The sequence below is a fragment of the Gibbsiella greigii genome (assembly GCF_039540155.1).
GTDB classification, from domain to species: domain Bacteria; phylum Pseudomonadota; class Gammaproteobacteria; order Enterobacterales; family Enterobacteriaceae; genus Gibbsiella; species Gibbsiella quercinecans.
The window spans coordinates 134,385-158,871 of sequence record NZ_BAABEM010000005.1 but is presented as its reverse complement, the minus strand read 5'-3'; the positions used below and the strand labels follow the sequence as shown (position 1 = coordinate 158,871).

The 24,487-nt window shown below is 58.9% G+C and carries 19 protein-coding genes and 1 pseudogene; 10 read left to right on the top strand and 10 right to left on the bottom strand.

All coding sequences use genetic code 11. The annotated features are described in order from the left end of the window. The first annotated feature begins 24 nt into the window (after positions 1 to 24). Genes fepD through AC559G_RS02610 form a run of 3 tightly spaced genes read left to right on the top strand, consistent with a single transcriptional unit; the run spans position 25 to position 2,923 of the window. Positions 25 to 1,101, top strand: coding sequence for a Fe(3+)-siderophore ABC transporter permease (fepD, locus tag AC559G_RS02620; RefSeq protein WP_498911085.1), 1,077 nt, complete (start codon positions 25 to 27; stop codon positions 1,099 to 1,101). Further along, a complete protein-coding gene (gene fepG, locus AC559G_RS02615; RefSeq protein ID WP_498911083.1) occupies positions 1,101 to 2,126 on the top strand; it encodes an iron-enterobactin ABC transporter permease in 1,026 nt (341 codons plus the stop codon). Before fepD ends, fepG begins: the two co-directional genes overlap by 1 nt. Then, positions 2,123 to 2,923, top strand: coding sequence for an ATP-binding cassette domain-containing protein (locus AC559G_RS02610; protein ID WP_095847838.1), 801 nt, complete (start codon positions 2,123 to 2,125; stop codon positions 2,921 to 2,923). Before fepG ends, AC559G_RS02610 begins: the two co-directional genes overlap by 4 nt. Positions 2,924 to 2,984: 61 nt before the next feature. On the opposite strand, the gene AC559G_RS02605 is transcribed toward AC559G_RS02610, so the two are convergent. The 4 genes and pseudogenes from AC559G_RS02605 to AC559G_RS02590 form a co-directional block, all read right to left on the bottom strand. Further along, complete coding sequence (locus tag AC559G_RS02605) at positions 2,985 to 6,929, bottom strand: enterobactin synthase subunit F (RefSeq protein WP_498911081.1); 3,945 nt, start codon at positions 6,927 to 6,929, stop codon at positions 2,985 to 2,987. A 20-nt stretch (positions 6,930 to 6,949) separates the two neighbouring features. Further along, positions 6,950 to 7,165: an MbtH family protein gene (locus AC559G_RS02600; RefSeq protein WP_438597490.1), complete on the bottom strand. Its 216-nt coding sequence runs from the start codon at positions 7,163 to 7,165 to the stop codon at positions 6,950 to 6,952. Between the two features lie 83 nt (positions 7,166 to 7,248). Further along, positions 7,249 to 7,380, bottom strand: a complete 132-nt coding sequence (locus tag AC559G_RS02595; protein ID WP_498911288.1) for a hypothetical protein — start codon at positions 7,378 to 7,380, stop codon at positions 7,249 to 7,251. Between the two features lie 169 nt (positions 7,381 to 7,549). Further along, positions 7,550 to 7,663: pseudogene (locus tag AC559G_RS02590) on the bottom strand (hypothetical protein); the annotation flags it as partial. Between the two features lie 484 nt (positions 7,664 to 8,147). Here AC559G_RS02590 and AC559G_RS02585 point away from each other — a divergent pair. Continuing rightward, a complete protein-coding gene (locus AC559G_RS02585) occupies positions 8,148 to 10,448 on the top strand; it encodes a TonB-dependent siderophore receptor (RefSeq protein WP_498911079.1) in 2,301 nt (766 codons plus the stop codon). Between the two features lie 174 nt (positions 10,449 to 10,622). Here AC559G_RS02585 and alsS read toward each other — a convergent pair whose 3' ends face one another. Both alsS and budA read right to left on the bottom strand, forming a co-directional pair. Next, a complete protein-coding gene (gene alsS, locus AC559G_RS02580) occupies positions 10,623 to 12,308 on the bottom strand; it encodes an acetolactate synthase (RefSeq protein ID WP_498911077.1) in 1,686 nt (561 codons plus the stop codon). 64 nt (positions 12,309 to 12,372) lie between these two features. Then, entirely contained in the window at positions 12,373 to 13,152 is a 780-nt protein-coding gene (budA, locus tag AC559G_RS02575) for an acetolactate decarboxylase (RefSeq protein ID WP_498911075.1), read from the bottom strand. 448 nt (positions 13,153 to 13,600) lie between these two features. Between budA and AC559G_RS02570 the strand changes: the two genes are divergently transcribed. Beyond that, positions 13,601 to 14,503 (top strand): LysR family transcriptional regulator, encoded by a 903-nt coding sequence (locus AC559G_RS02570; RefSeq protein WP_498911073.1) that lies wholly within the window; start codon positions 13,601 to 13,603, stop codon positions 14,501 to 14,503. 27 nt (positions 14,504 to 14,530) lie between these two features. On the opposite strand, the gene AC559G_RS02565 is transcribed toward AC559G_RS02570, so the two are convergent. Continuing rightward, positions 14,531 to 15,451, bottom strand: a complete 921-nt coding sequence (locus AC559G_RS02565) for a LysR family transcriptional regulator (RefSeq protein ID WP_438599163.1) — start codon at positions 15,449 to 15,451, stop codon at positions 14,531 to 14,533. A 96-nt stretch (positions 15,452 to 15,547) separates the two neighbouring features. Between AC559G_RS02565 and AC559G_RS02560 the strand changes: the two genes are divergently transcribed. After that, positions 15,548 to 16,549 carry a bile acid:sodium symporter family protein gene (locus AC559G_RS02560; RefSeq protein ID WP_498911070.1) on the top strand — a complete coding sequence of 334 codons (1,002 nt, stop codon included), beginning with the start codon at positions 15,548 to 15,550 and terminating at the stop codon, positions 16,547 to 16,549. Between the two features lie 85 nt (positions 16,550 to 16,634). Here the strand turns inward: AC559G_RS02560 and AC559G_RS02555 are convergent, their stop codons facing one another. From AC559G_RS02555 to zipA, 3 genes are all read right to left on the bottom strand, one after another. After that, complete coding sequence (locus tag AC559G_RS02555; RefSeq protein ID WP_095847830.1) at positions 16,635 to 16,850, bottom strand: DUF3820 family protein; 216 nt, start codon at positions 16,848 to 16,850, stop codon at positions 16,635 to 16,637. After that, a complete protein-coding gene (gene ligA / locus AC559G_RS02550; protein ID WP_498911068.1) occupies positions 16,850 to 18,871 on the bottom strand; it encodes an NAD-dependent DNA ligase LigA in 2,022 nt (673 codons plus the stop codon). Before ligA ends, AC559G_RS02555 begins: the two co-directional genes overlap by 1 nt. Positions 18,872 to 18,951: 80 nt before the next feature. Next, a complete protein-coding gene (gene zipA / locus AC559G_RS02545; protein ID WP_498911066.1) occupies positions 18,952 to 19,905 on the bottom strand; it encodes a cell division protein ZipA in 954 nt (317 codons plus the stop codon). A 221-nt stretch (positions 19,906 to 20,126) separates the two neighbouring features. Between zipA and cysZ the strand changes: the two genes are divergently transcribed. The 4 genes from cysZ to ptsI all read left to right on the top strand — a co-directional run bounded on the left by cysZ (position 20,127) and on the right by ptsI (position 24,462). After that, positions 20,127 to 20,888: a sulfate transporter CysZ gene (gene cysZ / locus AC559G_RS02540; protein WP_438599167.1), complete on the top strand. Its 762-nt coding sequence runs from the start codon at positions 20,127 to 20,129 to the stop codon at positions 20,886 to 20,888. Positions 20,889 to 21,060: 172 nt separating this feature from the next. Continuing rightward, positions 21,061 to 22,029, top strand: coding sequence for a cysteine synthase A (gene cysK, locus AC559G_RS02535; protein WP_095847826.1), 969 nt, complete (start codon positions 21,061 to 21,063; stop codon positions 22,027 to 22,029). Between the two features lie 401 nt (positions 22,030 to 22,430). Next, on the top strand, positions 22,431 to 22,688 hold the full coding sequence (ptsH, locus tag AC559G_RS02530; protein ID WP_004936458.1) for a phosphocarrier protein Hpr: 258 nt from the start codon (positions 22,431 to 22,433) through the stop codon (positions 22,686 to 22,688). 46 nt (positions 22,689 to 22,734) lie between these two features. Further along, a complete protein-coding gene (ptsI, locus tag AC559G_RS02525; RefSeq protein ID WP_438599168.1) occupies positions 22,735 to 24,462 on the top strand; it encodes a phosphoenolpyruvate-protein phosphotransferase PtsI in 1,728 nt (575 codons plus the stop codon). Positions 24,463 to 24,487: the final 25 nt, after the last annotated feature.

Here is a 24,487-nt window from a genome sequence, read left to right as displayed (position 1 = left end):
TTTTCAGTTTGAAAATGGGATGTCATGTTTCGGCCTACACGCAACAATATCTCTCCACCTCCCCTCGCCGCGGGGTCTTACGGCATGCCTGGTTCTTCCCGCTCGTTTCGCCGCCGGTTTTATGGCCTGCTCGTGGCAGTGTTGGTACTGCTGGGGGTGGCGGCGCTCAGCCTGGCGCTGGGCGCAAAATCCATTCCTTTTGATACGGTGATTCAGGCGTTGTCCGGCCAATGCAGCACGGCGGACTGCGTGATCATCACCGAATCCCGCCTGCCGCGCACATTGGCCGGTATTCTGGCCGGCGTGGCGCTTGGGCTGGCGGGCGCATTAATGCAAACCCTCACCCGTAACCCGCTGGCGGATCCCGGTATCCTCGGCATCAACGCCGGCGCCAGCTTTGCCGTGGTCTTGGGGATCACCTTTTTTGGCGCGGTCAGCGTTGGCCACTATCTCTGGTTCGCCTTTGCCGGCGCGCTGCTGGCCTCTCTGCTGGTGGCGTTGATCGGCGCGCTGGGCGGCGGCACCATCAACCCTATCCGCCTGACGCTGGCCGGCGTGGCGCTGGCTGCGGTGCTGGAAGGCATGACCTCGGGCATTGCGCTGCTCAACCCGCTGGTGTTCGATCAACTGCGCTTCTGGCAGGCCGGTTCGCTGGATATTCAAAACATGCAGGTGGTGCGCGCCGTAGCCCTGCCCATTGTGCTTGGCACCCTGATTACACTGTGGATGAACAAGGCACTCAACAGCCTGAGCATGGGCAATGAGCTGGCCACCGCTCTCGGCACCGGCATTGTGCGCACCCAACTGCTCGGGCTGCTGGCCATCACGCTGCTGTGCGGCAGCGCCACCGCCGCCGTGGGCCCGATTGCCTTTGTGGGCCTGATGATGCCGCACATCGCCCGCCGCCTGTCCGGTTCGGAGCTGCAGTGGATGTTGCCGTGGACGCTGGTGCTCACACCGATTTTACTGCTCAGTGCCGATCTGCTCGGCCGTTTTCTGGTGCCGGGCGAACTGCGCGTTTCCGTCGTCACTGCCCTGCTCGGTTCGCCGATGCTGATTGCGCTGGTGCGTAAACGCCATCTGTTCAGGAGGAGGCGCTAATGTCGATGCTGGCTGCCCGCCTGATGATAACCAAATGCCCATTGCGCGCCTCCAGGCCCCTGCTTACCGCGCTGGTGCTGGTGCTGGCCTGTGCCGCACTGGCGGTCTATGCGCTCGGCTCCGGTACGCTGGCGCTCAGCGCCGGCCAGGTTATTGACGCGCTGCGCGGCGAAGGCCCGGCCAATCTGCTGGTGATCGTTAACCAGTGGCGGCTACCACGCGTCGTTATGGCGCTGGTGCTGGGGGCGGCGCTGGGGCTTAGCGGCGCCATATTCCAGTCGCTGCTGCGTAACCCGCTCGGCAGCCCGGACGTGATCGGCTTTAATACCGGCGCCTATACCGGGGTGCTGATCACCGTGGTGCTCTTCAACCAAAACGTGCTTGCCATTACCGGCGGCGCGTTGGCAGGCGGCCTGTTGACCGCCGTGCTGATTTACCTGCTGGCGTGGCGCGACGGCATGGAGGCTTTCCGGCTGATTATCGTCGGGATTGCCGTGCGGGCGTTGCTGGTGGGGGCCAATACCTGGCTCATCATCAGTGCGTCGCTGGAATCGGCCATGACCGCCGGGCTCTGGAGCGCCGGCTCGCTCAACGGCATCACCTGGGCGAAAAGCCTGCCAGTGCTGGCGATCATCGTCCTGTGTTGCCTGCTACTATCAATACTGGCGCGCCGTATGCGCCTGCTGGAAATGGGCGACGATACCGCCTGTGCGTTGGGCGTGCCGGTAGAACGGGCGCGCATGCTGCTGTTGCTGATCGGCGTGCTATTAACCGCAGCGGCGACCGCCGTGGCCGGCCCCATTTCCTTTATTGCGTTAGTCGCGCCGCAGATCGCCCGCCGCCTGTGCAACAACCGCTGCGTGCTGTTGCTGACGACGCTCACCGGCGCCCTGCTGCTGCTGGCCGCCGACGTTACCGCACAGCGGTTGTTTACGCCTTACCAACTGCCGGTGGGCGTGCTGACCGTAAGCCTGGGCGGTATTTACCTGATTTGGCTGTTAATCCGTGAGTCACGAAAAAAATGAGTGCTGATACCCTGTTGCCCGCGCCGCTGCGCGCCGAAAACCTGACGCTGAGCTACGATAAGAAAATCGTGGCGCAAAACCTGTCGGTTTCCATTCCCGAAGGCGAACTCACGGTGATCATTGGCCCCAACGCCTGCGGGAAATCCACGCTGCTGCGCACCCTGAGCCGCCTGATGCAACCGCAACAGGGCGCAGTCTGGCTCAACGGCAAGCTCATCGGCGAATACGCCACCAAAGAAGTCGCCCGCCAGCTTGGCCTGTTGCCGCAAACCTCTATCGCACCGGGCGATATCACGGTGTTTGATCTGGTGGCGCGCGGGCGTTACCCGCACCAGGGGCTGTTCAGCCGCTGGCGCCCGGAAGACCAACAGGCGGTGGAAGAAGCGATGCGCGCCACCGGCGTGGCCGAACTGGCGGAACAGGCGGTGGATACGCTCTCCGGCGGCCAGCGGCAACGGGTGTGGATCGCGATGGTGCTGGCGCAGCAAACGCCGTTGCTGCTGTTGGACGAACCCACCACCTGGCTGGACATTACTTACCAGATCGAGCTGCTGGAACTGATGCGCCAGCTTAATCGCGACAAAGGCTACACCCTGGTGGTGGTGCTACACGATCTGAACCATGCTTGCCGTTACGCCACGCATCTGATCGCCATGCGTGGCGGTAAAGTGGTGGCGGAGGGCGCGCCGAAAGACATCGTCACCCCGGCGTTGATTGAAGAGGTCTACGGGCTGCCGTGCGTGATTATCGACGATCCGGTGTCACACACGCCGCTGGTGGTGCCGCTGGGGAAATAACCCTGCCGCTAAAGCAACGGGGGCCAAAGGCCCCCGTTGTGGTTTAAGCGCATAATAAAACTTACAGCGCCCGCAACACCCGGTTCAATAACGGCCCCAACACATTAAACGACGCCGGCGACACGATATCCACGTGTGCGCAGTCCAGTTCGTGCACCTGCAGCGCGTCCACATAGCGCGCCCAGGTTTGCTGCACGTCCATGCCTTCCTGCAAAGTGCGTTTGGCCACGAACAGCGTCGCCGTGCCATGGAAGCGGGCGGTACGGGTACGGGAAAGCAGCCGCACCGAATCCGCATAGTTGGCCTCAATGTTGTCAAACATCACCGCTCGGCCTGCACCCAACGCCGGATCGAGCGTGCCTTCCGACACCGCCAGGAACTGTTCACGTTCACGCTGCACTTCCTTCAACACATTGTCATCCAGCATAACGTCCCAGTTTTGGGTTTCCGGCGGGTAGGTGTCCAACAGCCCCAGGAAAGCCACCCGTTCCCCCCGCGCCTGCAGGCGCGCGGCGATCCCCTGCGCCAGCGTACCGCCCAGCGAATAGCCGATAAAATGGTACGGACCGTGCGGCTGCACCCGCAGTACGGTGGCCAGATGCGCCTCAACCACCTGATCCATATCTTCGCTGGCCGCCAACGGCCCATCGGGACGCGGCGACTGAATGCCGACCAACGACCAGTGTTGGTCAAGATAGCGCGGCAATACGCTGAACTGCCAGGAAAAACCGGAAGCCGGATGCAGGCAGAACAGGATCGGCCCGTCGGTGATACGCAGCGGCAACACGCTGTCGAAGCCGCTACGCTCGGCCTCTTCCTGCGAACGATCTTCCGCCAGCAGTTGCGCCAGTTGCTCCACCGTCGAGGCCACCATCACCTGCCCCACCGCCACCGCTTTGCCCAGATCGCGGCGCAGTTCCGCCGCCAGGCGCATCGCCAGCAGCGAATGGCCGCCCAGGGCGAAGAAATCATCGTCGGCAAAGACCTGTTCACGCTGCAACAAACGTGCGAACACGGCGGCGATCGCCGTCTCCAGGCCCGGCGCCGGCGGCCGGCCGGCCTTGCGCGCCTGGAGCTGCGGCTGTGGCAACGCCTTGCGATCCAGCTTACCGTTGGCGCTCAACGGCAGTTCGTCCATCTCAACCAGCGCCACCGGCACCATATGCGGCGGCAAACGCTCAGCCAGCGCCGCACGCAACGCCGCCAGATCCAACCGCACATTCGGCTGCGCCACCAGGTAACCCACCAGTTGACGAGCATCACCGGTAGCGCCCGCCGGTGCGCCCTGCAACACCAGCGCATGCGCCACCGCCTGGCGCACACCCGGCAGCGACAGCAACGCGTGATCGATATCGCTCAGTTCAATACGTTGGCCGCGGATTTTTAACTGATCGTCGCTGCGGCCGAGGTATTCCACTTCACCGCCCGGCAGCCAGCGCGCCACGTCGCCGGTGCGGTACATGCGCCCGCCGTTGCCGTATGGATCGGCAACGAAGCGGCTGGCGGTCAAATCCGGCCGGCCAAGATAGCCCTGAGCCAGTTGCACGCCGGTCAGATACAGATCGCCGGCGACGCCCGGCGGCACCGGCCGCAGGCGCGCATCCAAAATACGCAGACCGGTATTCCACACCGGCAGGCCGATCGGCACGTGGCTGCCGGTCACCCGCGCCAGCGATTCGCCATAGGCCGGATACCAGGAAACATCCACCGCCGCTTCCGTCGGGCCATACAGGTTATGCAACGGCACCGCCGTGCGGCTCTGCCACTGGCGGCACAGATCCGCCGGCAGGGCTTCGCCGCTGCAGAATACCTGCCGCAGCGAGGCGCAGTGGCCCACCGCCCGTTCAGAATCCAGCGCGGCGACAAAAGCCGCCAGCATGGAAGGCACAAAATGCATGGTCGTAACGCGGTATTGGGCGATCAGGTCTTGCAACTGGTGCGGATCGCGGTGGGCCTCCGGCGGCGCCATCACCAACTGCGCGCCCACCATCAGCGGCCAGAAAAACTCCCATACCGATACGTCAAAACTGCACGGTGTTTTTTGCAGCACCACATCACCGGCGCCGATGGTGTATTGATGCTGCATCCACAGCAGGCGGTTGACGATCGCCTGGTGGCCGACCAACACCCCCTTCGGCCGCCCGGTGGAACCTGAAGTGAAGATAATATAAGCCGCGTGCTGCGGCGTAGGCCCGGCGATCATCACACCGGCCGCGTGATCAACCGGCAGCAGCGCGGCATAAATCAGCATCTCGCCTTTGCCGGCAAAGCGCGCCTGTTGCAGCGGATCGGTGACGATCAGACGCGGAGTGGCGTCTTCCAGCATCATGCTCAGGCGCTCATCCGGGTAGCCGGTATCCAGCGGCAAATAGGCCGCCCCGGTTTCCACAATCGCCATCAACGCCAATGAAAGGTAGACCGAACGCGGCAATGCCACCGCAACGATGTCGCCCGGGCGCACGCCCTGAGCCACCAGTTGGCGCGCCAGCGCGCGCACTTGTTCGCGCACTTCACGGTAGCTGAGTTGCAATAGCGGATCGGCCAACGCCGGAGCATCCGGGGTTTTCTGCGCCTGCTGCGCCAGCAGGCTGCTGAGGGTTTCGGCCGGCACCGGGTGGGTGGTGTCGTTAACCCGCGCCAACAGCGCATGGTCCTGCACCGTCAGCAGATCGGCCTCGCCAATCGGCAACGCCGGGCGCGCCGCAAACTGGCTGAGCAACAGCGGCAGGCGCTGCAGATGCGCCGCCAGCTCCTGGCGGGAGTAGCGCTTCGCACTGGCCAGCAGCTCTACCTTCAACGCGCCGTCCTGGCCGATGAACAGCGCGATTTCCAGATCCCGTACCGGCCCGGAGGCCAGATCGTGGGTGACGCCCTCAATGCCGTTAAAGTCGAGCTGGTAATCAAACATTTTAAAATTGAACACCGTGCCGTACAGCGGCTCGGCGTCGCCGACATGGCCCAGATCGCGCTGCACCTGTTCGGCGTCATAGCGCTGATGGCGGCGCACGCTTTTCAGTTCACGGCTGATGCAGGCTGCGGCTTCGCCCAACGTAGCCTGCGGCTCAAGATGCATTGCCATCGGCAACACATTGATCACCGGGCCGGCAGCGCACAACGCGGCCGAACCGGTACGGCGCATGAAAATAAACCCGGCGCTGAAGCTCGGTTGGCCGCTCAGGCGTGATACCCATACGGCCAACAGCGCCACCGCCATATCCGCTGCGGTCAGGTGCTGCGCCTGGCCGGCCGCGGCCAGGGCGGCGAACGCCGTTTTATCACACTGCAAATCCAAACGGTGAATACGCGGCGTGGGCACCGCCCCTGCCAACGGCTGTGGGCTGATGGTAGCCGCCGGCGGCAACTGGCGCGCTTTTTTCAGCCAAAAATCGGCGTCGCGTTGCCAGGCCGGCGATGCCTGATAGGCCTGATACTCCGCCACCACCTCGCTAAAGGGGGTAAACGGCGCCGGCGGCAGGGCATCGCCCCGGCACAGGTGGTTATAGATCGCCGCAATGCGGCGGGCGATGGCCGTGAAGCTAAAGCCATCCACCAGCATGTGATGATAGCGCTGATACCAATACCAGCGGTCATCGGCAAGCCGCATCAGCACATGGCGATACAGCGGTTTGCCGCTGCCGGCGCGCAGATCGCCGGACAGATCAATCTCCATCAACGCCCGCGCGGCCGCCAGCGCATCGGGTGAAGCGGCCAGATCGACAAATTCCGGTGCAATCAAGGCCAGCGCCGGGTCATAGGTCTGTACCGGTACGCCGTCACGCTCGCTAAAACGCAACCGCAGCGTATCCACTTCACTCAGCCCCTGCCCGATCGCCGCCAACAGGCGTTCTTTATCCACAGCCCCCTGCAATTCAATATAGTGTGCAACGGCATAAGCATTGCCGTGTGGGGAAAGCTGATCGGCTACCCAAATACCAGGCTGCGCCGCCACCAACGGCAATTCACCGGCGGCCGCCTGCCCGGCAGGCAAAATAGCGTTTTCTCGCACTACGATCTCCCGTTATTGGTTTATCTGTTCAATGCGTCGCCAGACGATAGCGGCCGAATATCCGGCCAGTGCTGCGCCAGCCATTCATCGCATTGCGCATGCGTTGCCGGGCCGAACGCCACCGTCCATCCGTTTGGGATAGCGTTGGCATCGAACCACAGGCTGTATTGCGCTGCGTGATTGCGGAGCACCAGACTGGGCTGCTGCGGATCGTCAAACGGACTCTGTTTTTCCATCTTGTTCCCCTTGCCATGCTGAAATTTGTGAGGACGGCGCAGTGGCCACCAATAAGATTGGCCCGGCCGATCACCGCGCTCAATCACTCTGGCCAGCGCAGGCCGGCATACATCGAAGACAGGCCGCCCCCGCGCTGCCCCGCCACCACGGTGCCGGCGGGCGCCATGTTGTGCGGCGCCCATGCTGCAACCTGCGGTAACAATTCTTTCTGCATCGCCAGCCAAAAATCGTCTTTGCAAAGCCACTCCTGCGCCCGTTGGCCACGCCATAGTTGTCGACATCGTGCCTGGCCGGCCACGAGCGGTAAGGAATATCTGCGCGCCCCGGGCGGCAGCCGGGGAAACGTTATCAAGACAGGGAATAAAGCAGTAACTGCCGCGCCAGGTGCCGGGAAGTTCGGTTTGCTGGACCCTGACGCCCGTTCCGGGCAAGCGCCGCAGGCTTTGCGGAGCATTGGGCTGGTGGTGATGGGCCAGGCAATTGATGAGGAGCCACATCCGTTGATAGCCAGAGGCCGCCGCCCCCTCTTGCGGAGCGCACCACAAAAAGGTGACGTGCCACTGGCCGTTGCCCGGCAGGGCAACCCGTGGCGTGCCCTGCCGGGCGCTTTCCATCCACCAGCCAGGGCTTCCGGCATGTTGGTTGGCCAGTAACGCGTTGCTTGCTGACGGTGTTGCTCTATTCAAAACGCCTATCCACTTTGTCATTAGCTCCGACGCACGGTTGGCCCCCAAATGGCGAGGCTTACCGAAACAAACGGTGAGCCGAAATACTATTGATAGTTATTTGTATTTGCAATAGTGTGTAAAGGCTCAGTAAAGCAGACCGGCATTCTGGCCGGCCTCCAACACCCAATAGAGTGCCGTTTTGCGTCTCGGCCTTTGGGATTTTGTTCCTGGCAAAATAAAAATAACCGGCTCCCCCTTCCGCTGGCGTTTAGCCACAATCGTCGGGAGATGGCGAGTTGGTAGGAAATTCAAAATGAACCGCAAATTATCTCGTTATTCGTTAGCCACAATCATTGGGTTAGGGTTGGGCGCGCCCGCCTTTACCCAAGCCGCACAAACTAATGGCGATCCGGCCGAAACGGAAAATACCCCTTCGGCCACACAGCAAAAAAAGACCCAGGGTGAAGAAACCCTCGTGGTTACCGCCGCCCGCCAAAACCTGCAGGCGCCGGGCGTTTCCACCATCACCGCCGATGAGATCCAAAAACGCCCGCCTGCACGCGATATCAATGAGCTGATCCGCACCATGCCCGGAGTTAACCTGACGGGCAACTCCACCAGCGGCCAGCGCGGCAACAACCGGCAGATTGATATCCGCGGTATGGGCCCGGAAAACACCCTGATTCTGATCGACGGAATGCCGGCCACCAGCCGCAATTCTGTGCGCCAGGGGTGGCGCGGCGAACGCGATACCCGCGGCGATACCGCCTGGGTGCCGCCAGAGATGATCGAACGTATTGAGGTGTTGCGCGGCCCGGCGGCGGCGCGCTACGGCAACGGCGCCGCCGGTGGGGTGGTCAATATCATCACCAAAAAGGCCGGCAACGCGCTGCACGGCTCATTGAACGCCTATTACAACGTGCCGCAGCATAAAGACGAAGGCGCCACCCGGCGCACCGATTTCAGCCTCTCCGGCCCATTGAGCGACGTGCTGAGCTTCCGCCTGTTCGGCGGCTACAGCAAAACCCAGGCCGATGCCTGGGATATTAACGAAGCGCATAAATCCGAACGTGTCGGCACTTATAGCAGCAGCATTCCCGCCGGGCGCGAAGGGGGGGTCGACAAAAACATTGATGCGATGCTGCACTGGGACTTCGCGCACCTGCAGTCGCTGGAGTTTGAGTATTCTTACGGCCGCCAGGGCAACCGCTATGCCGGCGATACCCAGAACACCAACACCAACGCCCTGGTGCAAAGCAACTACGGTAATGAAACCAACCGTATCTACCGCGAAACCTTCAGCCTGAACCACCGCGGCGCCTGGGATAACGGCATCAGCACCAACAACTATATTCGCTTCGAGCGCACTCGTAATACCCGCCTGAACGAAGGGTTAGCCGGCGGTACGGAAGGGATTTTCGACACCACCAATGAAGGCTTCGGCACCACCAAGTTGGATGATTTCCTGGCGCACAGCGAAATCAGCGTGCCGTTTGAATTCGGCGTAGCGCAAACCGCCACGTTGGGTACCGAGTGGAACCAGCAGCGGATGAAAGACGGCTCGTCCATCGGCCAGGCGCTGGAAGGGACCAGAACCGGCGGCGCAATTGATGGGGTCGATAGCACCAATCGTAACCCTTACGCTTCCGCACACATCTTCTCGCTGTTTGCCGAAGACAATATCGAGCTAACCGACAGCACCATGCTAACGCCGGGCCTGCGTTACGATCTGCATTCCGAAGCCGGCAACAACTGGAGCCCGTCGCTGAACCTGTCGCAGGAACTGGGCGATAACTTCACCCTGAAAATGGGTATCGCCCGTGCCTACAAAGCGCCGAACCTGTTCCAGAACAACACCAACTACGTGTTGTATAGCGCAGGCCAGGGCTGTGCCACCAGCGACGTCAGCACCGGCTGCTACCTGCTCGGCAACAAGGATCTGAAGGCGGAAACCAGCGTCAATAAAGAGATTGGGCTGGAGTTCCATCAAAACGGCTGGCTGGCCGGGGTGACCTACTTCCGCAACGATTACCGTAACAAGATCGAAGCCGGCAGCACCCGAATCGCCAGCAGCAGCAGCGGCACGGCGGTTTACGAGTGGGTAAACGTGCCGAAGGCGGTGGTGCAAGGGCTGGAAGGCACGCTGAACGTGCCGGTCAGCGAAACTGTCACCTGGAGCAACAACGCCACCTACATGATCGAGAACGAGAACAAAACCACCGGCGATTACCTGTCGGTGATCCCGAAGTTCACCATCAACTCGACGCTAAGCTGGCAGGCAACCGAGGCATTGTCGCTGCAATCGACCCTGACCTGGTACGGCCGGCAGAAACCGAAGAAGTACAACTATCAGGGCAAAGCGGCCGTCTGGCCTGAAACCCGTGAGGTGAGCCCTTATGCTGTCGTCGGCGCCAGCGCGACCTATGAGGTGAACAAGAACGTCAGCCTTACCGCCGGTATCGACAACCTGTTCGATAAACGCCAGTTCCGCGCCGGCAACGCGCAGAACGTGGGTAACCCACTCACCGGCGCGGTTAACATCGCCGGTGCAGGCGCGGCCACCTACAACGAACCGGGGCGCACCTTCTATATGAGCATCAATAGCCACTTCTGATGGTGGAAGGTAAGTAAAAACCCAGATGCCGGCCAAAAGGCCGGCATCTTTTTGCCCGCCCATCGCGGCGGGAAAACCTAGAAAGGTGATATCAATAACAGGGAAAGTCAGGATACGGCGGGGCTAAAATGACGAACCCGCCGTGGCCGGCGGGTTCAGGGATGGAAACGCAGATTAGATCATCTGGCTGAAGTTCATCTGCGCCATCAGTTTGTAGTTATCGGAGTAGTCCACAGGGATGGCAACCACCACCGGCCCCTGGATATCCATCGCTTTACGCAGCACCGGGCGCAGTTCTTCCACCGACGCGACGTTAAAACCAACCGCACCGCAGGCTTCAGCATACTGTTTGAAATCAATCGGCCCAAACTCAACGCCAGATTTACGATCGTATTTTTTCACTTCCTGCATTTCGACCATGTTATAGGCGTTATCCACCCACACGATGTGCACGATGTTGGTTTTCAGGCGTACCGCCGTTTCCAGCTCCATACTGGACTGCATAAAGCCGCCGTCGCCCGAAATGGAAACCACTTTATCGCCTGGGCGCACCAGAGACGCGCCGATAGCCCACGGCAGCGCCACACCCATGGTTTGCTGGCCGTTGGAGATCAGCAACTGGCGGGCACGGAAGCTGTAAAGATAACGGGCAATCCAGATATGGAAGCTCCCCATATCCACACACAGCGTCACGTCATCGCTGACCACATCCTGCAGTTCCTTCACGATACGCAGCGGGTGAATCGGCATACCGCCGCGGCGAGCCGCACGCTCGGCCAACTCGGTGCGCTGGCGGCTGAGATCACTCAGGATATTTTCCACTTCACCCGGGATCTGCAGCACGCTCTGGAACGATTCCGTCAGCGCATGGAGCGTAGCGCTGATGTTGCCGATCAGTTCCACATCCGGGCGATAGCAGGTATCGATTTCCGATGGCAGCACATCGATGTGCACCAGTTTCAGGCGATGCTGGCTATTCCACATGCACGGATCGTATTCGATCGGGCCGTAACCCACGCTGACCACCAAATCCGCTTTCTGCAACAGTTGGTCGGCAGGCTGGTTGTTGAACAGCCCCACACGGCCGGCAAAACGGGCAAAATGATTCACATCGATGGCGCCGGCAGCCTGATAGGTCCCCACCACCGGCATCGCCGTGCGGCACAGCAGATGGCGCACTGCTTCGCTGTTTTCCGGGCGGCTGGCCTGCAGGCCAAGCAGCAGTACCGGACATTTGGCTTCTTTAATCAGTTTCACCGCAGACTGAATGTCTTCCCCGGCGGCGGCGCCCATGCGTGGCACGCGGCAACCCGCCAGCACCGGCCCGGTGGTCGGTTCATTGACAATATCCATCGGCAGGCTGACGAAAGACGCACCTGGGCGGCCAAACTCTGCGCTACGGAAAGCGTTAGCAATCACCTCGGAAATGGCCTCGCCGACGTGCACTTCGGCACAGTACTTGGTGATCGGCCGCATCATGCTGACGGTATCCATGCTCTGGTGGGTTTGTTTCAGGTTATCCGCGCGTTTAACCGCACCACCGAACGCCACCACCGCGTCCCCTTCGGACGTTGCCGTCGCCAGGCCGGTCACCAGGTTGGAAGCCCCCGGCCCGGAGGTGGCCAGCGCGACGCCCGCTTTACCGGTCAAACGGCCAACCGCCGCTGCCATAAACGCCGCGTTAGCTTCGTGGCGCACCACTACGGTTTCAATTGACTGTGAGTCCACCAGCGAATCGAATACCCGGTCGATCTTCGCACCCGGTATACCAAAAACGTGTTTTACTCCCTGCGCTTCCAGGTTCTTTACCACTAAATCAGCGCCACACTGCCAATTGTTATCCGTATTTACCTTTGCCATGGTTCTCTACCTCCTAAAGAAAAAACGACTGCCAGAATTGCCATCGCAGATGGCACAGGAGTACTTAGCCTTCGGCAGCACGTATTGCGCGGTCCAAATCCTCTGGGCAGAGGTCGGCGCGCAGAAAATCCGCATCTTGCGGTAACTGAAGATTAAGACGGGTGATCACCCCAAACTGCAGGCGGCCACGTTCAAGCTGGTAATCCAGCACGTGGCCGCCGCCGCTGCGATCATCGGTAACGAAATGTTCGTGGTAACCGGCTACCGTAACCCCCTGCATATAATCAGGCGAACGGAAACCGACCAACGAGCCATGGCGCTGTTTGAATGAAAAAATAGGCTGTTCTTCGATCGCTTCCAGCATGTGTTTATAGGGCCTTTCCTGGCGGGGGACGGTGCGCGTTTCTACCGAGCTGAACTCACCGTCGATACGCAATGCGCAGAACACATTGGGGGAATCGATTTGCTCATCAATACACTGATGTAGCTCATCTTTGGTGATAGGGTGAGTAAACTCCTGCGTGACGGTGGGTTTGAAAAAGGTGACCACGGCGAACGGGGTTTTCTGATCCAGGCTGGCAGGCCGGGCGCTGCCGTCGGCGCGCAGTTGGTGAATCTCCTGATCAAAAGCAATCAATTCGCCGTCAAGATGATTGAAAGTCCCCAGACCAAAATCACCATGTTTCAACAGCTCAGCGATCGTAACGTCTCCCTCGTACACGCCGCTAAGTAAGGCACTCATCAGCGAGATCTGGTAAATCTCACCTTCACCGGTGCTCACTCGTTGTTTGGCGAAGCCCTGCGCCAAATGCTGGGCACAGGAACAACCCTGGTTATGGTTCATGACTTACTCCTCCACCAGTGTGAAGCACAATGCATCACACGTTCGAAAATGCGCATCAGCTGCAATGCGCTAACTTGTCACTGCCAAAGGACTGTCGATTGATTCGATTCAGCCCGCTGCGACAAAAAAACCGGTTGCGGCAACCGGTGACACGCGAAACCAACAAACAATTAGCAAGTTTAATGAATTGCTAATCATTGCCATTTGCATAGCGTCTGATTGAACGATTTATCTGGTGTTGGAGCAGAACGAATACCGCTGATGAAAGGCTAAACCGGCGGTCAATTTATTACAGGCACTGTAAAAACCGCGCGAGTATTCATTATTTTCTGCACGGCACAGCTGGCGTTCGGTTACCCCCGTCCACCAGATGTCTGCAAGGGTAGTCGTTTTACATTAACCAGAGAACCCTATATTCATAAGAAACGCTTTTGCATATAATGCAAAGATGAATGACGCACGCTATGCAGAACATCTGCCAATTTTTATCGAAGTTGCCCAACACGGCAGCTTCTCCGCGGCGGCCCGCAAGCTGGGTATGGTCCCCTCATCGCTGGTCCGTCATATCGATTCGCTGGAAAACCTGCTGAATGTCACCCTGTTTATCCGCTCAACGCGCGGCCTGATGCTGACAGACGCCGGCAAACTGCTGCAGGAACGCGCCACCCAAATACTGGCTGACATCATTGATATCAAAGCCGAGCTAAACTCGCTGAGTGATAGCCCACAGGGGATACTGCGCATCAGTTGCCTGCCGACCTTTGGCAAAAACTACATCCTGCCGCTGCTGCCGGAATTGGCGCACCGCTATCCACGCGTGTCCGTCGATCTTGATCTGACGGAACAGCTGACCGATCCGACGCAAGAGTTGCTGGACGCGGCGATACGTATCGGCGAACAGAAAGACAGCGGGCTGTATGCCAGCCATATCGCCACCCAACGCTGGATAATGTGCGCCAGCCCGGCCTATATCGCCCGTCATGGGCAACCCGGCACCCTGGCGGAACTGCCGCGCCACCGGCTGATCGCCCGGTATCACCGGCAAGAGCCAACCTGCTGGGCGCAAATCCTCGATAGCTCGCTGATGAGCCAATGCAATATGGTATTACGCTGCGATGATTTCACCGCCCAACTCCAGGCGGCGTTGCTCGGGATCGGGATCACCTTCTTGCCCAACTGGGTAGTCGGGCCGGATATCCAGGCCGGCAGATTGCAGGAAATCTTGGACGATCCGCGCGGTGAGAAACAGGGGATTTATCTGCTGCGCCCACTGGCGAAAATCCCTGCCAAGCTAGAGGCCTTTATCCACCTGCTGCAACAGAGTATCGGGCAGCCGCCCAGTTGGGAATGACGTGCAACGGCGGCCCTTGCCCGCCGTTTAATACTCGCCCTGGCGTTGCCGCTGCTGGGCCAGCAGCGCTGCCTGCTGGCGCACCACCTGCCAGATCACCTCTGCCGCCGGCGTCAGGGAGCGGTTTTTCCGCCGCACCAGCATCAGCGCGCGGTTAATCTCCGGCTCAAGACGGCACACCTTGAGCTGCTCTCCTTCCGGCAACGGCAACGCCAGCGCCGGGAAAATACTGATGCCGATACCGGCGCTCACCATGGGGAAAATCGTGGCCGGATGGCCGATTTCCTGCACCACCTGTGCCTTAATTCCCTGTTGGCGAATCGCCTGGTCAATCAGCGGCCGGCTGCCGGAGGCATAGTCCTGCAACACCAGGCGGCAACCGTTTAATGCCGTCCAGTGCACCACCGCCTGGCTGGCGAATGGATGATCGCGGCGGCACAGCAGCAAAAAAGGCTCATACAGAATCGGTTCACAGTCCAGATCCACCGCCTGCACCGGATCGACCACGATGCCGAAATCCACTTCGGCATTGCGAATGCTGCTCAGCACTTGCTGCTGCGCCTGATCGCGCAGCAGGATGCGAATATCCGGATACTGTTTCTCGCCGGCGGCAATACACTGCGGCATCAAATGGGCAGAGATGGTCTGGCTGGAAGCCACCCTGACGGTGCCGCTGCGCTGCACGCCAAAGCTGCGCACATCCAGCAACGTTGCCTGCAGCTCGTCCAACAGCCGTTCAACCTGGTGCGCCAGCCGCTGCCCGGCATCGGTCAATAACACCTCGCGCGTGGTGCGATCCAGCAAACGCACGCCGATTTCCGCCTCCAGCTCTTTCACGCTGTGGCTTACCGCCGACTGCGTCAGGCCAATCGCCTCGCCGGCGCGGCTGAAACTGCCATAGCGGGCAATAGTGACAAAGATCCGCAACTGCTTGAGGGAGTAATTCATGTTTTTTATTCATAAATGAATTAAATAAATCAATTTTATTATTATATCTCAGCGCGGGAAAATAGCCGTCATAATATTCACTGCCGAGAAAATTCGATGAGATTTTTACCCGATCGCTTTACCCTGACGCTGCTCACTACCGTGCTGCTGGCTTCGTTCCTGCCGGCGCGCGGCGAGTTTGTCGGCTGGTTAAATATCCTCACCACCGCGGCCATCGCCCTGCTGTTTTTCATGCATGGCGCCAAGCTGTCGCGCGAGGCGATCCTCGCCGGCAGCAACAACTGGCGTTTACACCTGTGGGTGATGTTCAGCACCTTCATCATTTTCCCGCTGCTTGGCGTCCTGTTTAAATGGTGGTCGCCGGTCAATGTCAGCCCAGCGCTGTATAACGGCTTCCTCTACCTGTGCATTCTGCCGGCCACGGTGCAATCGGCGATCGCCTTCACCTCGCTGGCGGGCGGCAATGTGGCCGCTGCCGTCTGCAGCGCGTCGGCCTCCAGCCTGCTGGGGATTTTCGTTTCGCCGCTGCTGGTGGGGCTACTGATGAATGTCCACGGCGATACCGGTAGCCTGCGCCAGGTGGGCACCATTGTGTTGCAACTGCTGGTGCCGTTTATCGCCGGCCACCTGTCACGGCCGCTGATTGGCAACTGGATCGAACGCAACCGCAAACTGATCGGCAAAACCGACCAAACCTCGATCCTGCTGGTGGTCTACGCCGCCTTTAGCGAAGCGGTGACGCACGGCATCTGGCACCAGGTGGGGATTGGCTCAATGGCGTTCATTGTGTTGGTCAGCCTGGTTTTACTGGCTATCGTGCTGGTGGTAAATACCTACATGGCGCGCAAGCTGGGCTTTAGCAAAGCGGATGAGATCACGATTGTATTCTGCGGCTCGAAAAAGAGCCTGGCTAACGGCATTCCGATGGCGAACATTCTGTTCCCGGCATCGGTGGTCGGGGTGATGGTGCTGCCGCTGATGGTGTTCCACCAGGTACAACTGATGACCTGCGCGGCGCTGGCTCGGCGCTACCAGAAAAAACAGCAGACCAGCCAGGCAACGCCGGCGCCGCAAGCGGCGCCTCGCCAGAGAGCATAAACCAACGCTGTGGGGGAGCATCGGGCCGCGCCTTAACGCAGGCAGGCCCCTAGAAACGGCGGGCGATGCAAAAGCTCGGCGTCACTCAACCGCGTTTTAACGGTTTGACCAGATGATCGAGCCCCTCGATTTTGATCGCCAATGTCATCTCCATCAGCATACCGAGTTTGCCCTGCGGGAATTCGCCCTTACGGGCGAACCACAGCAGATACTCTTCAGGCAAGTCGATCAGCACCCGCCCCTGGTATTTACCAAACGGCATCACCGTATTGGCGATCTCGATCAGGTTCTCTTTTTCCATCAGTCACCCAGCAAGCGGAGCATTTCCGCTTCGTCGATCACCGCGATCCCCAACTCCTGCGCTTTCGCCAGTTTGGAGCCGGCGGCCTCGCCGGCGATCACCAGATCGGTTTTCTTCGACACGCTGCCGCTCACTTTCGCCCCCAGCGCCGCCAGACGATCTTTCGCCTCATCGCGGGAAAGCAGGCTGAGTGAGCCGGTCAGCACGATGGTTTTACCGGCAAACGGGCTGTCGATCTCTTCCGCCACCACCACCGCCGGCATCGGCCAGTTAATACCGATTTCCGGGCTGAGCAGCTCGTCGATCACCTGCTGATTATGTGCTTCGGCAAAGAAGTTAACCACATGTTTGGCCACCACTTCACCCACGTCCGCCACCTGTTTCAGCGCTTCTTCATCCGCAGCACGCAGTTTTTCCAGCTCGCCGAAGTGCGCCGCCAGATTGGCTGCCGTCGCTTCCCCCACTTCGCGGATCCCCAGCGCATACAGGAAACGGGCAAACGTGGTCTGCTTAGCCTTTTCCAGCGCGTTGACCAGGTTCAGCGCCGATTTCGGCCCCATGCGATCCAGCCCGGTCAGGATCCCGGCGGACAGGCGGAACAGATCGGCCGGCGTTTTGACGTACTCTTTTTCCACCAGTTGCTCTATGATCTTGTCGCCCATGCCGTCAACGTCCATCGCACGGCGCGAAACAAAATGCTTCAGCGCTTCTTTCCGCTGGGCGGCGCAGATGAGCCCACCGGTGCAGCGCGCCACCGCTTCCCCCTCAACCCGTTCCACGTCTGAGCCGCACACCGGGCAGTGCTGCGGGAAAACAATGTCGCGCGCATCCTGCGGGCGGCGATCTTCCAGCACCCCCACCACCTGCGGGATCACATCGCCGGCACGGCGGACGATCACCGTGTCGCCGATACGCAGCCCCAGGCGCTCTATCTCATCGGCGTTATGCAGCGTAGCATTGCTGACGGTCACACCGGCAACCAATACCGGCTCCAAACGCGCCACCGGCGTCACAGCTCCGGTGCGGCCGACCTGGAATTCCACGTCACGCACGATAGTGATCTGTTCCTGCGCCGGGAATTTATAGGCGGTGGCCCAGCGCGGCGCACGGGCGACAAAGCCGAGTTGTTCTTGCAGATCGATATCGTCGATCTTCACCACCACGCCGTCGATATCGAACCCCAGATCGGCACGGGTTTGTTCCACCTGGTGATAAAAAGCCAGCACCTCGTCGCTGCCGGTACACAGCTTAACGCGATCGCTCACCGGCAGCCCCCAGGCCTTGAACTGCATCAGGCGCTGCCAGTGGCTGCGCGGCAGCTCGCCGCCTTCCAGCAGCCCCACCCCATAGCAGAAAAAGGTTAGCGGGCGCGTGGCAGTGATGCGCGGATCGAGCTGGCGCAGCGAGCCGGCGGCGGCGTTGCGCGGGTTGGCGAACACTTTGCCGTCTTTGCGCCGCGCTTCTTCGTTCATTTTCTCAAAGCCCGCCTGCGGCATGAAGACCTCCCCGCGCACTTCCAGGCGCCGGGGAATGTTCGCCCCCGACAGGCGCAGCGGGATAGCGCGAATGGTGCGCACGTTGGCGGTAATGTTCTCGCCGGTGGTGCCGTCGCCGCGGGTGGCGGCACGCACCAGCACGCCGTCTTCATACAGCAGGCTGACCGCCAGGCCGTCCAGTTTCAACTCACAGCAGAAGGTCAGCGGCTCGCTGCTTTTCAGGCGATCCTGCACCCGCTTGTAAAACGCCAGATAGCTGTCTTCGTCAAAGACGTTGTCCAGCGACAACATCGGAATTTCGTGCCGCACCTGTTCAAAGGCGCTCAACGGCGCCGCCCCAACCCGCTGGGTGGGGGAATCCGGCGTGATCAGCTCGGGATGCGCCTCTTCCAACGCGCGCAGCTCGCGCATCAGCCGATCGTATTCCGCATCCGGGATCTCCGGCGCATCAAGCACGTGATACTGATATTCATGGTGGCGCAGCGCCGTGCGCAGTTGGGTGATCTGTTCGATTATGGGTTCCATGGCTCACCATCAAAGATAAAAAACCCCCGGCGGGCGGGGGTTGATGATTAGGCGTTTATTCAGCGCGCGCAACAGACCGGTCAGGCATTGTTTTCCAACACTTCACGAATGCGCGCTTTATAGGTTTCCAGCTTTTGCGGGGTCATCATGCGGCGCTCGTCGTCCAAGACTACCCCACCGACGTCGTCAGCGATACGCTGCGCCGACTGGAGCATCAGCTTGAAGTTCTGGTTAGCGTCGCCGTAGGACGGCACCATCATAAACATGGAGACGCCCGGCGTGGAGAAATCGGACATGGTGTCGGGATCAAACGAACCCGGTTTGACCATGTTCGCCAGGCTGAACAACACCGGGCCGCTGCCGGCTGGATTCAGGTGGCGGTGGAAAATGTTCATCTCGCCGAACTGGAACCCCGCCTGCAATACGCTCTGCAGCAGCACTTCACCGCCAATCACGCCGCCCTGATGGGCCGCAACGTGCAGCACTAAAACGGTTTCCATGCGTTTAGCCGGTTTCGCCGGCGCCTCCGGCTCAGCCGCGGGTTCTGGCTGCGGCTGCTGATGTGCAGGTTCACTATGCTGCTGGGTTGATGGCGTGCTGGCCGGCAGATCGTCAACGCGCGGCTCACGGCGCGCAGTTGCCGGCTGCGGTGCGTCATCATCCTCATCGTCTTCCGCATAGGTATCCAGCAGCACGTCGTCATAATCCGGGCGGCTTGAAAGCGGCGCCGGTTTCTGCACCGCAGGGCTTGCCGGAGCAGGTTTGGGCGCAGGCACGGGTTCTTCGCGGGCGGCATCGAAATGCCCCAGTTGCGGTTCACCCTGCGGATGGGCAGGGCGCACACGCACCTCCCCGACCCCATCGTCGAGATCGTCAATTGGGGACGGTTCACGCTCTTTTTTAGCGCGTTTAGCTGGGCGATCGCGGAAAAGCGAAGAGCGTTCCTTACGGCTGGTCCAAAGACCATGTAATAACAACGCTATTATGGCGATCGCGCCAACAACGATTAATATCAGACGCAAATCCTGCATCATTGCTATCTCTGTTGTTCCAATACATTGCCACCGCGGCAAACATTCACTCATTAACTCTATTTGCCCGCGCAGACAAGTGCAAGTCCGTGCTGAACTTTATGCCAATAAAGATGATTATACTGCCTTTTTTTGCTGTTTTTTCAGCCAATGCGCCGCTAGCCAGTAGAAAATCATCCCGATATGATAGCGAAGCCTGTTCAGACAATGAGATAACTTAAGATATGTCCTATACGCAGCAACCTGTAAAACCCACCAGCGGTATCCACTATTTTGCCGAAGGGTGGCGGCTGATTTCCCGCCCAGGGCTCAAACGCTATGTCGTGATGCCGCTGTTGGTCAATATTCTGCTGATGGGCTCGGCCTTTTGGTGGTTATTTAGCCAGTTGGGCGGCTGGATCCCGCAGATAATGAGTTACGTGCCCGACTGGCTACAGTGGCTAAGCTACATCCTGTGGCCGCTGGCAGTGATTTCTGTGCTGCTGGTGTTCAGCTATTTATTCAGTACCCTGACCAACATCATTGCCGCCCCATTCTGCGGCCTGCTGGCGGAACAACTGGAAGGCCAGTTGACCGGGCGCCCACTGCCGGATACCGGCGTGATGGGGTTACTCAAGGATGTGCCGCGCATAATGGCGCGTGAATGGCGCAAGCTGATGTATTACCTGCCGCGCGCGCTGGCGCTGCTGGTGCTGTACTTTATTCCAGGCGTTGGGCAAACGCTGGCGCCGGTGCTGTGGTTCCTGTTCAGCGCCTGGATGCTGGCGATTCAATATTGCGACTATCCTTTCGATAACCACAAAATCAGCTTCGCCGACATGCGCCAGGCGTTGCGCCAACATAAGAGCGACAACCTGCAGTTCGGCGCGCTGGTCAGCCTGTTCACCATGGTGCCCATCCTTAACCTGGTGATTTTGCCGGTGGCAGTGTGCGGCGCGACCGCCATGTGGGTCGATCGCTACCGCGCGCAATTCGTCCGCGGATAACCGCGGCGGTACGGGAGGCTTAAGCGAAGGGCACCGCGCGTGCCCTTCTTATTGTGCTTAAAACTTATTTCTTAAGAACATATAGATATACCAATTCTTTACTTCCCTGAACCGCACGTTAGCGTATGCTTTTCAACGTTCCCCAAAATTTCATAGAGTTAAAGGACGGGCTATGAGCAAAATATATGAAGACAATTCATTAACAATCGGCCACTCGCCGCTGGTTCGTCTGAACCGTATCGGCAACGGGCGCATTCTGGCTAAGGTTGAATCACGCAACCCGAGCTTCAGCGTCAAATGCCGCATCGGCGCTAACCTGATTTGGGACGCAGAAAAACGCGGTATCCTTACCCCTGGGAAAGAATTGGTTGAACCTACCAGCGGCAACACCGGTATTGCGCTGGCGTTCGTCGCCGCCGCACGCGGCTACAAGCTGACGCTGACCATGCCGGAAACCATGAGCATCGAGCGGCGTAAGCTGCTGAAAGCGCTCGGCGCCAACCTGGTGCTGACCGAAGGCGCCAAAGGGATGAAGGGTGCTATCGCCAAAGCAGAAGAGATTGTGGCGACCGATCCGAACCGCTACATCATCCTGCAACAGTTCAGTAACCCGGCTAACCCGGAAATCCACGAAAAAACCACCGGCCCGGAAATCTGGGAAGATACCGACGGCAACGTTGACGTCTTTATCGCCGGCGTGGGCACCGGCGGTACCCTGACTGGCGTCAGCCGCTATATCAAAAAGACCAAGGGCAAGGCCATCACCAGCGTGGCGGTGGAGCCGACAGATTCCCCGGTCATCACGCAGGCGCTGGCGGGTGAAGAGATCAAACCAGGGCCGCACAAAATTCAGGGAATCGGCGCCGGTTTCATCCCGGACAACCTGGATCTGGATCTGGTCGACCGCGTTGAGCGAATCACCAATGACGAAGCCATCAGCACGGCGCGCCGCCTGATGGAAGAAGAAGGCATTCTGGCGGGGATTTCCTCCGGTGCGGCCGTTGCCGCCGCGTTGAAACTCATCGAAGAGCCAGAGTTCGCTGATAAAAACATTGTGGTGATCCTCCCCTCTTCCGGTGAACGCTATTTGAGCACCGCGCTATTCGCGGATCTGTTCACCGAACAAGAACTGCAGCAGTAACCTTATTGCGCACAAAAAGTCCAAAAAGCACCTTTCGGGGTGCTTTTTTGTGGGCTGGATCAAACTTTATAGCAGTTAACGATTGATTTTATGCGCTGGCTTTAGTATTTAACCGGGCAATTATTTCGATGCGGAAAATTAATCACCCAAAAACCCTGTTTCAGGCTGAATCGATTTACTTATTTGTCGCTTCGGTATAAAACACGGCATAATGGGAAACTGATTGAAACGACGCCGAATGCCAGATTTTTTTTGATCTGAAATGTCTAACCCGTCGTTTTCTGTTGCATCAAAGCTCGCCCCTGTACCATAGTCAGGCGCTAACCAAGCAAGCTAAAGTACAGCCGATGGGCTAGACTTTAGCTCCACAACATTAATCCAAATAAGTTGGGGAAACATCAATGTTCCAGCAAGAAGTTACTATTACCGCTCCAAATGGCCTGCATACGCGCCCAGCCGCTCAGTTCGTCAAAGAAGCCAAAGGTTTCACTTCTGACATCACCGTAACCTCCAACGGCAAAAGCGCTAGCGCCAAGAGCCTGTTCAAACTGCAGACCCTGGGGCTTACTCAAGGAACGGTAGTAACAATTTCCGCAGAAGGTGAAGACGAGCAGAAAGCCGTTGAACACTTGGTAAAACTGATGGCAGAGCTTGAGTAATCAGCCCGTCTTTTTAGTTTAAACCAGTCAAGAGTAAGGTAGGGTTATGATTTCAGGCATTTTAGTATCACCGGGTATCGCTTTTGGTAAGGCTCTCTTACTAAAAGACGATGAGATTGTCATCAACCGGAAAAAAATCTCTGCTGATCAGGTAGAGCAAGAAGTCTCGCGTTTTCTGGCTGGCCGCGCCAAGGCGGCTGAGCAATTGGAAGCGATCAAGACCAAAGCTGGCGAGACCTTCGGCGAAGAGAAGGAAGCGATCTTCGAAGGCCACATCATGTTGCTGGAAGACGAAGAACTTGAGCAGGAAATCATAGCCCTCATTAAAGATGACTTGGTCTCCGCTGATGCCGCGGCTTACACCGTGGTCGAAGGCCAGGCCAAAGCGCTGGAAGAACTGGACGATGAATACCTGAAAGAACGTGCCGCAGACGTACGTGATATCGGGAAACGCCTGCTGAAAAACATTCTCGGCATGGCAATCGTCGATCTGGGTTCCATTCAGGATGAAGTCATCCTGGTTGCCAGCGATCTGACCCCGTCAGAAACCGCACAGTTGAACCTGGATAAAGTGCTGGGCTTTATTACCGATCTGGGCGGCCGTACGTCCCATACCTCCATTATGGCCCGCTCTCTCGAGCTGCCTGCGATTGTAGGTACCGGCAACGTCACCAAACAGGTCAAAAACGGCGACTACCTGATTCTGGATGCGATTAACAACCATATCTACGTTAATCCAACCGCTGATGTCATTGATAAAATGAAGGCGGAACAGAACCTGTACGTTACCGAGAAAAACGATCTGGCCAAGCTGAAAGATCTGCCGGCCATCACGCTCGACGGCCACCAGGTTGAAGTTTGCGCCAACATCGGCACCGTGCGTGACGTAGCAGGCGCAGAGCGCAACGGCGCAGAAGGCGTCGGCCTGTATCGTACCGAATTCCTGTTCATGGACCGCGACGCACTGCCAACCGAAGACGAGCAGTTCCAGGCTTACAAAGCCGTTGCGGAAGCCATGGGCTCCCAGGCAGTGATTGTCCGTACCATGGACATCGGCGGCGACAAAGATCTGCCGTACATGAACCTGCCGAAAGAAGAAAACCCGTTCCTGGGCTGGCGTGCCATTCGTATCGCGATGGACCGTCGTGAAATTCTGCATGCTCAGCTGCGCGCAATCCTGCGTGCTTCCGCGTTCGGCAAGCTGCGCATCATGTTCCCGATGATCATCTCGGTTGAAGAAGTGCGCGATCTGAAAGGCGAGCTGGAAACCCTGAAGGGCCAACTGCGTGAAGAAGGCAAAGCGTTTGACGAAAGCATTGAAGTCGGCGTGATGGTCGAAACGCCAGCCGCCGCCGTCATCGCTCACCACTTGGCGAAAGAAGTCGACTTCTTTAGTATTGGGACAAACGATCTAACCCAGTATACTCTGGCAGTAGATCGCGGCAATGAGCTGATTTCTCATCTCTACAACCCGATGTCCCCATCAGTGCTTGGCCTGATCAAACAGGTTATCGACGCGTCGCATGCCGAAGGCAAGTGGACCGGCATGTGCGGCGAACTGGCCGGTGATGAACGTGCTACGCTGTTGTTATTGGGCATGGGGCTGGATGAGTTCAGCATGAGTGCGATTTCAATTCCGCGCATCAAGAAAATTATTCGTAATACGAATTTCGAAGATGTGAAGGCGTTGGCCGACCAAGCTCTGGCACAGCCAACGGCGCAAGATCTGATGAACTGCGTGAGCAAATTCATCGAAGAGAAAACGCTCTGCTAAACGGCCCAAACACTGGAACGCCGCC